The following is a 14,917-nucleotide window of genomic DNA, read 5'->3' as shown; positions in this document are numbered from 1 at the left end:
ATCGCGCGGCATGATACCGAACAGTTATCCCTCCTTGAATTTCCACCTGGGCGAAACTGCGGACATGATCCGCGATACCGTCCGTTCCTTTGCTGCCGACGAGATTGCGCCGCGTGCGGCCGAGATTGATCAGAGCGATGTCTTCCCGCCGGACCTCTGGCAGAAGATGGGCGATCTGGGGCTGCTGGGCATTACCGTTGGTGAAGAAGATGGCGGCTCCGGCCTGGGCTATCTCGAACACGTCGTGGCGATGGAAGAAATCAGCCGCGCTTCGGCCTCGGTCGGTCTGTCCTACGGCGCGCACTCCAATCTCTGCGTCAACCAGATCCGCCGCTGGGCCACGCCCGAGCAGAAGGCGCGCTATCTGCCCAAGCTGATCTCCGGCGAACATGTCGGTGCGCTGGCCATGTCCGAGCCGGGTGCCGGATCTGATGTCGTCAGCATGCGTCTGAAAGCCGAGAAGAAGGGCGATCGCTACGTCCTCAACGGTTCGAAAATGTGGATCACCAACGCACCGGCGGCCGACACGCTTGTGGTTTACGCCAAGACCGATGCGGAAGCCCATTCACGCGGCATCAGCGCCTTCCTGATCGAGAAGGACTTCAAGGGCTTCTCCGTGGCGCAGAAGCTCGACAAACTCGGCATGCGCGGTTCGGAAACCGGTGAGCTGGTGTTCGAAGACTGTGAAGTGCCGGAAGAGAACATGATGGGCCCGCTCAATCGCGGTGTCGAAGTGCTCATGTCCGGTCTCGATTATGAGCGCGCGGTTCTGGCCTCCGGCCCGATCGGCATCATGCAGGCCTGCCTTGATGTGGTGCAGCCCTATGTCCGCGAGCGCCAGCAATTCGGCAAGTCGATCGGCGAATTCCAGCTGGTCCAGGGCAAGCTGGCCGACATGTATGTCCAGACCAATGCCGCGCGCGCCTATGTCTATGCCGTGGCCCAGGCCTGTGACCGCGGCGAGACCACCCGCAAGGACGCGGCCGGCGCCATCCTTTTGGCCGCCGAAACCGCGACCAAGCTGGCGCTCGACGCGATCCAGCTGCTCGGCGGCAATGGCTATATCAACGAATATTCGACTGGCCGCCTGTTGCGCGATGCCAAGCTCTACGAGATCGGTGCGGGCACGTCGGAGATCCGCCGCTGGCTGATCGGTCGCGAGCTGTTCACCGAGACCGCGTAAGCTGCTCGACGATCTGAACAAGGCCTCCTCGTTCAGCGAGGGGGCCTTTTTTGTTGGCGGCAGGCTGGCTAGGCTCTGCACGAGACTTATGGGAGACCGTCATGCTCATCCTCGCCCTGGCAGCCGCCGCACTTGTAACCCAGCCCAAGCCGATGGGATCGCCGGCGATGGACATTCTCTCCGCGCCGGACACGATCAGCACCTGTCTGCGGGCGCATCAGGGGCTGGCGGAGCGGCGCGCGGAATGCGTCGGCCAGTTCGCCGAGGCCTGTATGAATTTCCGCGAGGGCGGACAGACGACGGTCGGCATGATGCAATGCTCGATGGAAGAGGCTCAGGCCTGGGATGCCCGCCTCAATACCGCCTACCAGACGCTGCGCAATCGCTATCAGGGGCAATCGGCCCATGCCGCCATCCAGGACGCCCAGCGCGCCTGGATCAGCTTCCGCGACACCGATTGCGCCTATATGGCTTCGATCTATGAGGGCGGTTCGATCGCCACCGTGATCCATGCCGGCTGTGTGCTCGACAAGACCGGGCAGCGCGCGCTGGAGCTGATCGAGCAGACCGACCTGCCCGACTAGCTACATCATCACCTGGGGCAGGTGCAGGCGGCGGCGCATTTTTTCCGACAGTCCGGCCAGCATGCCCTGGGCCGCGTCATAGCCGGCCTCGATGACACTCTCGAACTCGCCCCAGTCGCGGATATCAACCGGGGTGTCCGGCAGGATCAGCATGTCTGCGGCGCTGCGGCCGATATCGCGGTGATCGGCGACACCAATGGTGGCGGCCCGCATGAGCAGCGAGGCGATGGGCGGCGGCGATTTCAGACCATTCTTGCGTACCCAGCCCAGAAAGCTCGGCGGGTCGATGAAATCGGCCGGGTTGAGACCCTGGGCCCGGGTCACATCGATCCCGACCACGGCACCGCGGTGATAGGCGCGCATTTGCTGGGCCGGGAAATTGGTGAAGACGGCGCCGTCGACGAGGATGTCATTGCCATCAACAACGGGCGGCAGCAGGCCGGGAATGGCGATGGAGGCGCGCAGGGCTTCGCGGACCAGGCCGCGCCGGTGCACATGCGGGCGCCCGGTCGCCAGGTTGGAGGACAGGCAGAAGAAGGGGCGTTGCAGGTCGGCGATCTCGGTGTCGCCGAAATGATCGAGCAAACGCTCATCGACTTTCTCGCCCTTGGCCAGCGAAACAACGGGCAGGGCCCAGTCATCGAGCGGGTTACTGTCAACGAAGGTCTTGCGGATACGCTCCTGCAATTCGTCGTCGGACCATTCCAGCGCAATCCCGGCAGCGATGATCGCGCCCATGGAGGCGCCCCCCACGAAATCGATCGGCATGCCGGCTTCGCGCAGGGCCCGGATCGCGCCCATATGGGCGTAGGCCCGCGCTCCGCCGCCGGACAGGATCAGCCCGACCGACTGTCCCGCCAGGGTGCGGGCGAGGCGGTCGGCATCGGCACGGGCATGGTCCTGGCGCCAATGGAACAGGCGCGAGGCGTCGGCGGCGTCGACCCATTCCTGTGGCTGGGCCGCCTGGCGGATACCGCCCATGTGCAGGAGTACGATGTCGAGCAGTTTCAGCTTGGTGGCCGGGGAGGGATCATCCGGCAGCAGGGGCGTGGAGGGACGCGCATCGGCGCGGGCAAAGACCCACATGCGATCGGCCCGGCCCATGGCACGCCGGGCCCAGCCCGGATCGCTCATCTTGGCGATGAACAGGCAGATATCATAATCCTGTTCGATCTTGTCGAGCTTCTGGCCGGACCAGTCGGCGCACTCCGCATCACCGACAAAACAGCTCAGCCCCAGGCGTTTGAGCGCATCGCGCAGCTCGCTGGCGCGATAATCCAGATCGATTGTCGGTGAAGTGGAGACCAGGGCGAAAATCTTGGGCTCCGACCCGGTCTGCCGGTTGTAGCCGCGCAGCCGCGCCAGCATCATCCGGGCCAGCTCACGCATCAGGCTGGCATGCTTGCGCGTCAGGCGCTCAAAGCTGGCCTTGGGCAGGCGTACCAGTTCCGCATCGCGCAGGGCATAGACACTGGCAGAGTGCGGGGTTTCGTCCAGCAGCGACATCTCGCCCACCGGTTCGCCGGCCCGGATATAGCCGATCAGGTCAGGCCGTCCGAGCGCGCCGTTGCGGAAGGCGGCCAGAGCGCCGGTGCGGACCAGGTAGAAGGCGTCAGCATCATCGCCCTCGCGGAACAGCATTTGCCCGGCGGGCAGGCAAAACCACTCGACCTCGTGTTCGACCGCCTTGATGGCAGCCTTTTCGACACGGTTGAGGAAGGGCAGGAAGGAAAGATTGAGCGCCATGACCTGAGCGAAACAGCTGAATTCCCACCAAGGTTATGCCGCTTCGCCGGTCAGGAGAAGGGGAGGTGCAGCGCTAGTATCCCGCTTCGTAGAGGATGCGCCCGATCCACTGCTCCCGGTCCCACCAGGCACAGCGCTGGCCTTCGTGATAATAATTCCAGCAGATCACCGGGCCACCCGTTTGCCGGGCCCGTTCATAGGTCGGTTGCCAGCGCGGGAGCGGCTGGCCGGGTTCCTGGGCGCCGTCCGGCTTGTTGTCGACGAACGGGAGATCGCTGGCATATAGGCGCTGATCGATGAAAATTCCACTTTCGACCGCGGCGCGGGCTTCAGCGCGGCTCGGTCGCCGGTCATTGAGAACATCGGTCAGGGCAAAGGCATCGGCGATAATCACCTGGTTTCGCAGACCGATGATGCGGACTACGACGGTCGCGGCTGAACAGGTCTCGCCCAGAGTTTCAACGATCAGCGTGTCCATCCCCGCAGAGCCTGACATGGAAACCTGGAATTCCTGTTTGAATTCACAGTTTTCCTCAAGGCCCTGTGCGGTGGCGAGAAGGCCGATTGATAAGGTGAGTGCAAGCATGTCTATCCCCTTCCATTGAAGGAGTGACGGCAATTTGCGTCGGGATCAAGGCGGGAGAACTAGAAGCGCCGCCGGATAACGAGATGGCCGACCGGCTTGACCGAGCGGGTATCGGCATTGCGCACCAGGCCGCGATCCATGCTGTCGAGATCATCGAGCAGAAGAACGCTCTCACCGGTATTGTGGTTGAGCAATTCCATGCGGGTGGACGCATTGTCCTGGAAATAGGCGCCGCCCTCGACGGTCAGCGTCCATTCGTCCAGCGTGCGCACGGTGAAACCGGCACCGAAATAGCGTGTCAGTTCTTCCAGCCGGCCCGTCGTGTCGATTTCGCTCAGGCTGGCGGTGGCGTAGCGTTCGCCGGTTTCCATATCGACGAGCAAGGTCCAGTCCGGCGCCTCGCCATTATCCAGCAGCTGATGGGCTCCGGCGGAGAGGTAAAACTCGTCCCCGAACGGGTGGAATTCAATCTGGCCGGATACGGCGGCAAGCTCACCGTCGGCCTCGTTCTCGCGCAGGAGGACGCCGGTGGTGTCCGCGAACTCAGCGTTAACGCGCCAGCGCACATTGACGGGTGTATCGGTCTCTTCGACAGCGGCCTGCCAGGCCAGGCTGTCGGCCGATTGTGTGGCATGTGCGACCGGCGAGATTGCTAATAGAGCAAGGGCTGCCGGTACCGAACAGTAACGCATGAACACCTCCCAGCCGGGTCCATTTTTGGACCTCATCTCAGGGCCAAGCGTGCCCCTCGGCTCTGAATCAGACGTTAACATCTACGGCTCAATTCGCTTCAAACTCGCCTCTTGAGAGGCTGACTGTCAAACGTGGCAACTTCACGTCCCCGTCGGAAAAAATTCTCCGGGGAGCGGTCGGCGCCTTACCCTGTTGAGGATAAGGCGCCGGCTATCCCGTCCCGGCGCTGGGGAGGCGAGGACGGAATATTTTATTTACCGTGTGAGATAATCGAGCGGATCGACCCAGCTCAGGTTCGGGGCCTCGTCGACGAACTGGTCGAGCAGGTATTTGTGGCCCGAGCCGTAGATCACCAGCACACGGTCGCCGGGTTCGGCCAAGCGGGCGATATTGGCGTAGATGTGCATGTTGCGGGCCCACCAATTGGTCATTTCCTCAACGCCGGCGGGATTGTCCGCGGCTCCCATCTGGGCCAGCAGCAAATAGAGCGCATGCTCGTCGCGGACCTGTTGGACATTATTGCTGATCAGGCGGTCCAGGATCGGCAATTCCATAACCGCCGGGTCTTCCATGCGGGCTCGCAGAGGTCCGGTGAAGGCGTCCCACTCGGCCAGGAGCCGGGTCTGACCTGCGGTTTCGGCTGCACCCATCATGGCCGCGAAGTCCATGCCGCCCTGATGGTCGACACCCCAGAGGCGCTCATGCCCCATGCGGCTGGCCAGGCGCATGCCGATCTGCTGGCGCTCATTTACGGTCAAATCATGCTCGCCGCGGCGATAGGCGCGGTAGCGCGCATTGAAGCGCTCCTCGTATTGCGGCTGCAGTTCGACAAAAATCTTGGTCGGCTGGTAGGCCTCAAGCCGGTCCAGGACCTCGGCGATCTCCGCTTGCCGGGTATCGGACAGGAAGTCGTCCACTTCCGGATTGATCATGTCCTGCCCGCCGCCATTGAAGTGGAAGGTGCCCAATACCATCACCTGCGGCGGCTCGGACGGGTCTTGTAGCTTTGTGGTCGCGGCCATGGCGCCGGTCGTCATGGCGCCCGTGGTCATGGCAAAGGAAAGCAGGAGGAGGGCGGTTTCTCGGATCATATCTGTCCCCTATTGTTATGATCCTTCGATGCCTGTCCGCCGCTCATTGGATGCAAGAGCGATTGCCTTTCGCCATGTCGCCGGGTTAATCAGCGCCGCAACGCCCCGTCTTCAACCGCTTTTTTTCAAGCAGGTTTTTCATGTCCCAGCTGACCAGCGCCATCGATACAAATTCCGACAGTTTCCGCGAGAACGCCTCCGCCATGGACGGTTTGCTCGACGAGCTGCAGGCCAAGACGGCAGAGGCGGCGCTTGGCGGGTCGGAGCGCTCGCGCGAAAAACTCCTGTCGCGCGGCAAGCTGGTGCCGCGTGAGCGTGTCGAGCGTCTGCTGGATCCCGGCGCACCCTTCCTGGAAATCGGCGCCCTGGCGGCGAACGGCATGTATGAGGGCAATGTCCACGGTGCCGGCGTGATCGCCGGTATCGGCCGGGTCGAGGGGCGCGAAGTTATGGTCGTGTGCAATGACCCGACCATCAAGGGCGGCGCTTACTATCCGATGACGGTGAAGAAGCATTTGCGGGCGCAGGAAATCGCCATGCAAAACCGTCTGCCCTGCGTCTATCTGGTCGATAGCGGCGGCGCCAACCTGCCGCACCAGGCCGAGGTCTTCCCGGATCGCGAGCATTTCGGCCGCATCTTCTACAATCAGGCCAATATGTCGGCCCAGGGCATTCCCCAGATCGCGGTGGTGATGGGCTCGTGTACGGCAGGCGGGGCCTATGTGCCGGCAATGTCGGACGAGACGATCATCGTGCGCAAACAGGGCACGATCTTCCTCGGCGGGCCGCCGCTGGTGAAAGCGGCCACGGGTGAGATCATTTCCGCGGAAGACCTGGGCGGGGCCGACGTTCACGCCCGCACCTCTGGTGTGGCCGATCATTACGCCGCCAATGACGAACATGCCCTGCATCTGGCGCGCCGCGCCGTGGCCAATCTCAACACGGTCAAATCGGTCGATCTCGACATCAAGGAAACCCGCGACCCGGCCTATGACCCCGATGAGCTGGGCGGTGTGATCCCGGCTGATATCCGCGCGCCCTATGATGTGCGCGAAGTGATCGCCCGCATCGTCGACAATTCCGAGTTCGACGAGTTCAAGAAACTCTATGGCGAAACGCTGGTGACCGGGTTTGCCCGGCTATACGGCATGCCGGTCGGTATTATCGCCAATAACGGCATCCTCTTTTCCGAGAGCGCCCAGAAGGGCGCCCACTTCATCGAGCTGTGTGCTCAGCGCGGTATTCCGCTGGTTTTCCTGCAGAATATCACTGGCTTCATGGTCGGCTCGAAATATGAAGCTGGCGGTATCGCCAAGGACGGCGCCAAGCTGGTGACGGCGGTCTCGACCTATGCCGGGCCGAAATTCACCGTCATCATTGGCGGCTCTTATGGTGCCGGCAATTACGGCATGTGCGGACGCGCCTATAGCCCGCGCTTCCTGTTCATGTGGCCCAATGCCCGCATTTCGGTGATGGGCGGCGAACAGGCGGCATCGGTTCTGGCCACCGTCAAGCGCGATGCCATGGAGCATCGCGGCGAAGCGTGGTCGGCGGAGGAAGAGGCTGAATTCAAGGATCCGATCCGCCAGCGCTATGAGGAAGAGGGCAATCCCTATTTCTCCACCGCGCGTTTGTGGGATGACGGCATTATCGCCCCGCGCGATACCCGCCGCGTTCTCGGCCTCTCGCTCTCTGCGGCGCTCAATGCCCCGATCGAGAAAACCAAGTTCGGCGTGTTCCGGATGTAATCCTGGCGGCGGCCGCACTGCGGTCGCACTGCGGTCGCACTCTAGCGGAGACAGAATGATGGACCATCAATCCGACCAAGCCGGTAGCGATGCCGGTGCTGAAGCCGGTTCCATCCGCGACATGAATGATGCGGACCGCGCCGAACTGGATCGCTTGCGTGCCGTGCTGCACGACGCGGCCGGCCTGTCCAACGGCAACCTCCCGGGCTGGTCCGATATCGACCGGATTTATGCCGGTGTGCTGGAGGCGGGGATTGATCCGGAAGCGCCGGAGCCGGCCATGCAGGTGCTCGAAAGCGTATCCATCGGCATGGGCGATCTCATTGTGCGCGATCACGGTTATGACTGGGTCGCCGTGGAAGCCGATGGCGAGGTCTTGCCCGCTGTTGCACGTGAACAGGAAGAGGCGACCGCCGTCATCATCCCGCTGGAATGGATCAGCTTTCACATCGATGAGGGCGCCGAGGGCACGCTTGAGGACCTCATTTCCGGCGCCCTGGCGGCGATGCATGGCGAGGAATAGTCTGGCCCGCGCCATCCTGCCACACTGAATTCGAGCTCTGACTGAAATACCCTTACTTGGTCAAAGGGTATTTTCATGTCGAAGACGATCTGCATCCTCAATGGACATCCGGAAAATGGCGGCAAGCATTTTTGCGACGCCTTGTCGGACGCCTATGCACGCGGCGCACAATGGGAAGGCCATAGCGTCAGCCGGATCAATATCGGGCCGATGGATATCGGTTTTGTGCAGACGGCGGAGGACTATGCCCGCGATCCGGCGGAGCCGATCCTGACCGAACGGCAGAAAATCGCCGAGGCCGAACACTTGGTCATGATCTATCCCCTTTGGCTCGGCGCCTTGCCGGCCAAGCTCAAAGCCTTTCTGGAAGCGGCGTCGGCCGGAGGCTTCTTTCTGGGCGGGATGGATGATCCGAACGCCTTTCCGGTCGGCAAGATGAAAGGCAAATCGGCTCGCCTGATCGTCACCATGGGCATGCCGGGCCTGGCCTATCGCTTCCTCTTCGGGGCCCATTCGCTCAAGGCGACCGAGCAGGGGATTATGAAAATCGCCGGTTTCGGCCCGGTCCGGCACACCATTATCGGCATGGTCGAAGGGATGGGCGATAAAGGCCGCGGCCGCGTGCTCAAGCGCGTGGAAAAACTCGGCGAACGCGCGCTCTAGCCTGATCCGCGAGCCGGTTTGCGGCGTACTCCTGTCATGATCCCAAGGAGCCCCGCCGATGATCCGAGTAATTGCTGCTGCCCTCCTGCTTGTTTTTGCCGGTCCAATGGCCATGGCCGCTGACGAGCCGCCGCACCGCATTCTTGGCCGTGATGGTAATATCGAACTGCGCCTGTATGCGCCGATGATCCTGGCCGAAGTCGAGGTGACGGGCTCGATGCGGGCGGCAGGCAATCGCGGTTTCCGGCCTCTCGGGAACTATATTTTCGGCGGCAATACGGCGCGTTCCGGATCCGGGTCCGACAGTATCGCCATGACCACGCCGGTGGTGCAGCAACGCTCCCAGGAAATCGCCATGACGACCCCGGTGATGCAGCAGGCAACAAATGGTGACAGCTGGCGCGTTGCCTTTGTCATGCCGCCGGAGTGGACGATGGACACCTTGCCGGTACCCGATGATGCCCGCGTTGAACTGGTCGAACAGCCCGAACGCCTGGTCGCGGCGATCCGCTTTTCCGGCGGTGCCAATGAAGCGCGCTTCATGGCCAAGACCGAGGAGCTGCGCGACTATCTCACCGACCAGGGTTTCGAGATTGTCTCGACGGCGATGTATGCGCGCTATGATCCGCCCTGGGTGCCGACACCCTTCCGGCGAAACGAGGTCATGTTCGAGGTCGCCCGCAGCGGCTGATCGGGTCCCGCACAGGACCGGATGCACACGGATATCGCACCGCGAGCCCGCGTGAAACGCACCGGCCGCACGCAGATATCGCGCCTCCATCACGCGTGAATCGCACCGGATTCGCGACGAGATACCCCCCAGAACCGTTCCGGCCGCCTCCCAATCCCCCGGTTCGGAGCCGATTTGCCCCGGTGACGCAAAAGTTAAAATCGGTTAATGGTTGAGTGACGCCCGGCGTGTTGAGCCGGGCAATGGGGGGAAATCCATGGAAGACATGTTTCGTGACGCGCTCGACTTCGCTCGGGCGGGATTTGATGAGGTCAATGCGGTCCAGGGGCTGGTCGTCGCCGTTGTTGCGGCGCTGGCCATGTCCAACTGGGGCAGGCTTTTCGTTGTCGCAGTGAGCGCTGTCGTCGCGCATGTCGCGCTCGATGTGCTCTCGCCGGTCTTCGCCGAAGTGGGGCCTTTGCGCCTGCCAGAAGTGCTTGAACCCTACTTCTGGCGCTATCTGGGGCTGCTTTTTGTCGGCTATCTGATCGCCGTGGGAATTCTCTTCGCGGTCAAGCGGGTTGTGATTAAAGGTTAAGAAAATTCGCCTCACAGGAGAACTCGCTTTTCTTGACCGAGTTTTCGAAGAAAGTTTTCGTTAACGGTGTGTCTTGGGGTAAGATGCGTCGAGTTGTTTAATGCGGGAGGGGACCGCGAATGGAAATTCTGGATCAGATCATGGGCTATCTCAATATGGCCCTCGAGTTCTTCATGCCGGGTCTGCTTGTGCACGCAGGCGACGGTGCAGTTGTTGACTGGATGCAGCTTGGTATTCAGCTGGGCGTGATCGCGCTCGTGCTGGCCCTGCTGATGCGCGAGTTTGGCGCCATCCTGATTTTTACGGTGGTCGGTGTCATCATCCACGTCATTGTCGATGTGGTCATGCCGATGGTCCGTGGCGGCGGTGCTGACGGTTTCGACGCGGCCGCATTTGGCCAGCAATTCCTGCAGCAGGACTATCTTCTTTATCTCGGCGCTCTGGCGGTTGGCTATTTCCTGGCCATCATCGTGCTGTCGATCCTCAAGGGCATTTTCTTCCGCGGCGAGTAAGCCGGGACGAACAGCTCTGACACATATTACCGAGACCTGTTTGAGGGCTGCGAGCACGTGTTCGCAGCCCTTTTTTCCGGCCTTTTTTCTGGCCCGTTTTCTGACCTGGTCCCCGGGCCGGCCTGACCGCGGCAACGCGCCCCTTGGCGTGCGGGCAGGGTCAAGCTAAGCCTATAGTCGACTTCACGCTTTGCTTGAGAAGGGCCTTTGCCATGTCCGATGATTCCGTTCTCCTCGACGTGTCCCGCGCCGGTGTCGCCGTCGTTACCTTGAACCGGCCTGACAAGCACAATGCCTTCAATGCCGACACGATTTCGCGCCTGTCGGACATTTTTGAAACGCTCAGAGGCAATCTGGACGAGGTCCGCGTGGTCTTCCTGCGCGGCAATGGACCCAGCTTTTCTGCCGGGGCGGATCTGGAATGGATGAAGGCTGCCGCGCACTATACCGAAGACAATAATTTCGAGGACGCTTTCAATCTCGCCACCATGCTCAAGCGGCTCTACGACCTGCCGCAAATGACGGTGGCCCTGGTGCATGGCGCTGCGATGGGCGGTGGGGCCGGACTGCTGGCCGCCTGCGATGTGGGAGTGGTGATGAAAGACACCAAGATCTCCTTCTCCGAGGTCAAGCTGGGACTGACCCCGGCAACCATTTCGCCTTTCGTGGTCCGGGCGATCGGGCCGAAATGGGCGCGCGCCCTGTTTGCGTCCGGCGAGCGGTTTGACGGCGCGTTCGCGGTCAAGATCGGCCTCGCACAATATGATGTGGCATCGCTCGATGAGATGCAGGAGCTTGAGGAATATCTCGCCAAGCTCGCTTTTGCAGGCGCCCCGGGGGCGATCCATGATGCCAAAACGCTTGTCGATGACGTCTTCGGCAAAGAGATCGATCACAAGCTGATGACCCATACCGCACGCGGTATTGCCCGCCGGCGCTCCTCCGAAGAGGGCCGGGAGGGGCTCACAGCCTTTCTGGAACGGCGCAAACCCAGCTGGGCGGAGTAACGCGACGGCCAAAGAGCGTTCACTTTTTGCACAACTCAGGCTTGATGAATTCTTGCAGGAATTGTGTAGCTGGGTGATACTTCCCGTCTGGAGAGAGGGGGAGCCATGTCCAGATCATTGCCTCAAGCGGCTGTTATTGCAGTCGCCACGTCCGTCATGCTTGCCGGTTGCGGGGCGACCGTCCACGAGCGGCACTACTTCGCTTCCTACAGTGAAGAAAGCCCGGGCGAGCCGACAAATTTCTTCCGTCTTGAAGTCAGCGGGACGGCCGCATTGTCCTCGGCGCGTTATGTGGCCGGCTATTATGATGAGCGCGCGGTCGATCTGATCTTCAACGAGCTGCGCACCACGGAGAACCAGCGTACGCCGGCCTTGTTCACCAACCTGCCCAAGGTTGAAGGCGAGACCATCCGGCCCCTGTCGCCCGATGCCGATAATGGCGCCTTCGTCATGATCATGAGCACGGACGCGGAGAGCGTGGCCAATATGATTGGCGGCTTCGCCGAGCGCCAAGCTGTGGCCGAGGCGATCACCAATCTGGTCAATCGCGATCAGTTGCGCGAGCAGGCACAAAGCAATGCCATGAGCGGTGTGCGCACGGCGCGGGCTCAGGCGATGACAACCGCCCTGGCAGCGGATCTTGAGGCAGCCCGGGGCATTGATGATGCCACGCAGAAGGAGGCGGCCTATCTGCGCGCCCTCAATACGCTGGCCCGGGCCATGGGGCGATCTGAGGGGTTCAGTGATTTCGCCGAGGCGCGCGGCTGGTTTGATGCCCACCAGGGAGACAGCCAATGAGCCGGATATTCCTGACCGTTCTGATCAGCCTGAGCGCCTGTCTTGGCGCCTGTTCGTCGCTGCAGGTCCGCGTGGATATCGCTAATCCTGATGAAGTTCGTGTCCTGGCCGATGCCGGTGAGGATTGGCGCCGCATGCATATCTATCGACGCCAGACCCAGGCGGACCTGGAGGCTCGTGTGGCGTCCCTTCGTGAGCGCTATGAGGTTGAGTTTGCCAGTGTCGCCCGCGCCCTCGAAACCGTGGCCGCCAACACCCAGGACCAGAACATCAAGGACTGGGTTCAAACCCAGAGCGACGGGTTGTCCCGTTTCCTCGCGCCCGACAGCGATATCAACCGCGCTTTTGCCACCTATATCAGCCGCGCGATGACTTTGAACGAGGCCCTGAACACCGCTCTGGGCAGTGCCAGCGAGGCGGATCGCTACTGGATCCGCGGACCGGTTGCGCAAGCGCTCGGCGCCCGCATCGCCTATGATCAGACCTTTATCCGCGAGCAGGACAGCCAGATCGAATTCGTCGGTGAGTACGCCCAGGGCGTCATCGACCGGCATCGTCGCCTGGTCGGGGCTCCCGCGCCTGCTCCGGCCGAAAGCGGTGCCAGCCAGGCCGTGGCCAATGCACAGGCCCGGCTCAAGGCTCACCTGCGCTCAATCATCGGCAATGGCAGCCTCGTGGACAGCGATTATGCCTGGCATCTGGCCAATCTTCCCGAGGAATACTGGTCGGAAGAGTTCAACGAGGCGCGTGCCGCCACCTTCTTCGGCAATGGCGATATTGTTCTCCGGCTCAATTCCCAGGGTGATTTCTCGGTCAAGGGCATGAGCTTCAACCCGGCGTCTACAGCGGCGATGGCGAGCAAGGCGGCGACGCAGATCCTGCTGACGATGGCCCAGGCGAGCGGTGTGCCGGTGACCTCCGGCACCGCCGGCGAGCCCGGGGCGGCCTTGGCCAATGCCGGTGCAAGCCTTGAACAGGGACAAGACACCCTGATGCAGCGCGATGCGCGCGAACAGGCCTGGCGGGCCGCCATTCATGACATGGCGAGCGTGATCCTCGTTGAGGAGGGGCGCTTATCCGATACGGATGCAACCCGGACGGCCGCGGATGCGACGATCGAGTCGGCGTTCGGCGCTTATCGATCGCTGCTGGACATGTCGGATTATCAATAGGAGGGGCTCATGAGCACATCACCAGGGTCGATTGTGACCAATGGCAGCAAGGTCGGCCGTGTCTGTCGCGAAGAAGCTCAACTCATCGAGGTCTGCGTCTGGCTCAACCCCACGGCACAACCGTCAGAGCGCCAGGTCGTGACAGAGATGTGGCAGAAGTCAGAAGCTAGTCCGCATGCCGGACCGGCACCGGCCTGTCCCTAGCGCCTTGCTTGTGAAGGCGGCCGTCAGGGCCGCTGAACCGGCCCCACGCTTTCCCGATCCGGCTCGCCATGGCATATCGCCTGAGGGGCTCGGAGAGAGGCGGGATCAGTGTGAGCTGTACTGACGGAGATATGCGGGCCCACGGAGCGTGGCTCTGCTAGGCCGCTTTGATCCCAAGACGTGGCTTCATGCGCGCCGGGAGGCCCTGCGGGCTGCTTTCGTGCGCGGCCCTTGGAGCCAGGGCGTGTTCGAGTTTGTTGCCTTCGGCATCAAGCAAGCCTGGGCTTGCCTGTTTGGCGGGCTGATGCTGGCGCTCTTGCTGACGACCTATCTCTTCTATCCCGACAATGCCGCCCTGGCGCGGTATGATTTTCTGACCCTGTCGGCGCTGGCCATTCAGGTCACCTTGATCCTGACCAAGCTGGAAAGCTGGGAGGAGGCCAAGGTCATCGCCGTTTTCCATGTCGTCGGCACGGTGATGGAAATCTTCAAAATCCAGGCCGGGAGCTGGGTCTATCCCGAGGCGAGCCTGTTACAGATTGCCGGCGTACCGCTGTTTTCCGGCTTCATGTATGCCGCAGTCGGGTCCTATCTGGCGCGCGTCTGGCGGATTTTCGACTTCCGTTTCGTCTATTTCCCGCCGCTCTGGCTGCAGGGCGTTCTCGCCGCCGCGATCTATATCAATTTCTTCGCCCACCATTATCTGGCCGATATCCGCCTTGCCCTGTTTGCTGCGACGGTCGCGATTTATGGCCGCTGCCTGGTCTGGTTCCGTCCCGATGAAGCGCACCGGCCGATGCCTCTGGTCATCGGTTTTGTCCTGGTGGCGCTGTTCATCTGGTTTGCCGAGAATATCGGCACGTTCGCACGGGCCTGGACTTATCCGGGTCAGGAAGCGGGCTGGCACATGGTTTCGCTGGCCAAGCTGGGCTCCTGGTATCTGCTGATGATCATCAGCTTTGTCCTGGTCGCCGCTGTGCAATACCGGCGCGACAAGTCCTGAGGCCTAGCCGCTGTCGCGGTTGCGTTGAACATGCCCTAAAAGCAGAGGCCCTGCGCCGCGCATTGCCCGGGTCATTCCCTCGCGGCCCGGAGTGTGCGATACGGGCGCCAACCACTCCAACTGATTGCAAGACCGA

Annotated in this window: 17 protein-coding genes; 13 read left to right on the top strand and 4 right to left on the bottom strand. The window is 62.0% G+C overall.

Features of this window, described 5'->3' with window-relative positions; all coding sequences use genetic code 11:
• The first annotated feature begins 10 nt into the window (after positions 1-10).
• The gene (locus tag Q1V57_RS13395) at positions 11-1,183 is read left to right on the top strand and encodes an isovaleryl-CoA dehydrogenase (RefSeq protein WP_366145163.1); all 1,173 of its coding nucleotides are present in this window, start codon (positions 11-13) and stop codon (positions 1,181-1,183) included.
• A gap of 101 nt (positions 1,184-1,284) precedes the next feature.
• Positions 1,285-1,767, top strand: coding sequence for a lysozyme inhibitor LprI family protein (locus Q1V57_RS13390; RefSeq protein ID WP_300531835.1), 483 nt, complete (start codon positions 1,285-1,287; stop codon positions 1,765-1,767).
• On the opposite strand, the gene Q1V57_RS13385 is transcribed toward Q1V57_RS13390, so the two are convergent.
• The 4 genes from Q1V57_RS13385 to Q1V57_RS13370 all read right to left on the bottom strand — a co-directional run bounded on the left by Q1V57_RS13385 (position 1,768) and on the right by Q1V57_RS13370 (position 5,883).
• Positions 1,768-3,513 carry a patatin-like phospholipase family protein gene (locus tag Q1V57_RS13385; protein ID WP_300531832.1) on the bottom strand — a complete coding sequence of 582 codons (1,746 nt, stop codon included), beginning with the start codon at positions 3,511-3,513 and terminating at the stop codon, positions 1,768-1,770.
• 73 nt (positions 3,514-3,586) lie between these two features.
• Positions 3,587-4,099: a hypothetical protein gene (locus tag Q1V57_RS13380; RefSeq protein ID WP_300531829.1), complete on the bottom strand. Its 513-nt coding sequence runs from the start codon at positions 4,097-4,099 to the stop codon at positions 3,587-3,589.
• Positions 4,100-4,158: 59 nt separating this feature from the next.
• Positions 4,159-4,791 (bottom strand): hypothetical protein, encoded by a 633-nt coding sequence (locus Q1V57_RS13375; protein ID WP_300531826.1) that lies wholly within the window; start codon positions 4,789-4,791, stop codon positions 4,159-4,161.
• A gap of 255 nt (positions 4,792-5,046) precedes the next feature.
• Complete coding sequence (locus Q1V57_RS13370) at positions 5,047-5,883, bottom strand: DUF5694 domain-containing protein (RefSeq protein WP_300531825.1); 837 nt, start codon at positions 5,881-5,883, stop codon at positions 5,047-5,049.
• Between the two features lie 140 nt (positions 5,884-6,023).
• On the opposite strand from Q1V57_RS13370, the gene Q1V57_RS13365 reads away from it, so the two are divergent.
• The 11 genes from Q1V57_RS13365 (at position 6,024) to Q1V57_RS13315 (ending at position 14,781) form a co-directional block, all read left to right on the top strand.
• The gene (locus Q1V57_RS13365; RefSeq protein WP_300531822.1) at positions 6,024-7,631 is read left to right on the top strand and encodes a carboxyl transferase domain-containing protein; all 1,608 of its coding nucleotides are present in this window, start codon (positions 6,024-6,026) and stop codon (positions 7,629-7,631) included.
• A 58-nt stretch (positions 7,632-7,689) separates the two neighbouring features.
• Positions 7,690-8,154: a DUF3806 domain-containing protein gene (locus Q1V57_RS13360; protein ID WP_300531820.1), complete on the top strand. Its 465-nt coding sequence runs from the start codon at positions 7,690-7,692 to the stop codon at positions 8,152-8,154.
• A 75-nt stretch (positions 8,155-8,229) separates the two neighbouring features.
• Positions 8,230-8,817, top strand: a complete 588-nt coding sequence (locus Q1V57_RS13355) for an NAD(P)H-dependent oxidoreductase (RefSeq protein ID WP_300531817.1) — start codon at positions 8,230-8,232, stop codon at positions 8,815-8,817.
• A 58-nt stretch (positions 8,818-8,875) separates the two neighbouring features.
• Positions 8,876-9,508, top strand: coding sequence for a heme-binding protein (locus tag Q1V57_RS13350; protein WP_300531814.1), 633 nt, complete (start codon positions 8,876-8,878; stop codon positions 9,506-9,508).
• A gap of 256 nt (positions 9,509-9,764) precedes the next feature.
• Positions 9,765-10,085, top strand: coding sequence for a hypothetical protein (locus Q1V57_RS13345; RefSeq protein WP_300531811.1), 321 nt, complete (start codon positions 9,765-9,767; stop codon positions 10,083-10,085).
• 119 nt (positions 10,086-10,204) lie between these two features.
• A complete protein-coding gene (locus tag Q1V57_RS13340) occupies positions 10,205-10,597 on the top strand; it encodes a hypothetical protein (protein WP_300531808.1) in 393 nt (130 codons plus the stop codon).
• A gap of 212 nt (positions 10,598-10,809) precedes the next feature.
• Positions 10,810-11,604, top strand: a complete 795-nt coding sequence (locus Q1V57_RS13335) for an enoyl-CoA hydratase-related protein (protein WP_300531805.1) — start codon at positions 10,810-10,812, stop codon at positions 11,602-11,604.
• Between the two features lie 105 nt (positions 11,605-11,709).
• Complete coding sequence (locus Q1V57_RS13330) at positions 11,710-12,402, top strand: hypothetical protein (protein ID WP_300531802.1); 693 nt, start codon at positions 11,710-11,712, stop codon at positions 12,400-12,402.
• A complete protein-coding gene (locus Q1V57_RS13325) occupies positions 12,399-13,574 on the top strand; it encodes a hypothetical protein (protein WP_300531799.1) in 1,176 nt (391 codons plus the stop codon). The genes Q1V57_RS13330 and Q1V57_RS13325 overlap by 4 nt, the downstream gene beginning before the upstream one ends.
• A 9-nt stretch (positions 13,575-13,583) precedes the next feature.
• On the top strand, positions 13,584-13,778 hold the full coding sequence (locus Q1V57_RS13320; RefSeq protein WP_300531797.1) for a hypothetical protein: 195 nt from the start codon (positions 13,584-13,586) through the stop codon (positions 13,776-13,778).
• A 220-nt stretch (positions 13,779-13,998) separates the two neighbouring features.
• On the top strand, positions 13,999-14,781 hold the full coding sequence (locus Q1V57_RS13315; RefSeq protein WP_366145162.1) for a DUF817 domain-containing protein: 783 nt from the start codon (positions 13,999-14,001) through the stop codon (positions 14,779-14,781).
• The last annotated feature ends 136 nt before the right edge of the window (positions 14,782-14,917 follow it).

It is taken from the genome of Maricaulis sp., assembly GCF_030149425.1.
Classification (GTDB): domain Bacteria; phylum Pseudomonadota; class Alphaproteobacteria; order Caulobacterales; family Maricaulaceae; genus Maricaulis.
The sequence above is the reverse complement of the archived record's forward strand: the minus strand, read 5'-3'. Positions and strand labels throughout refer to the sequence as shown.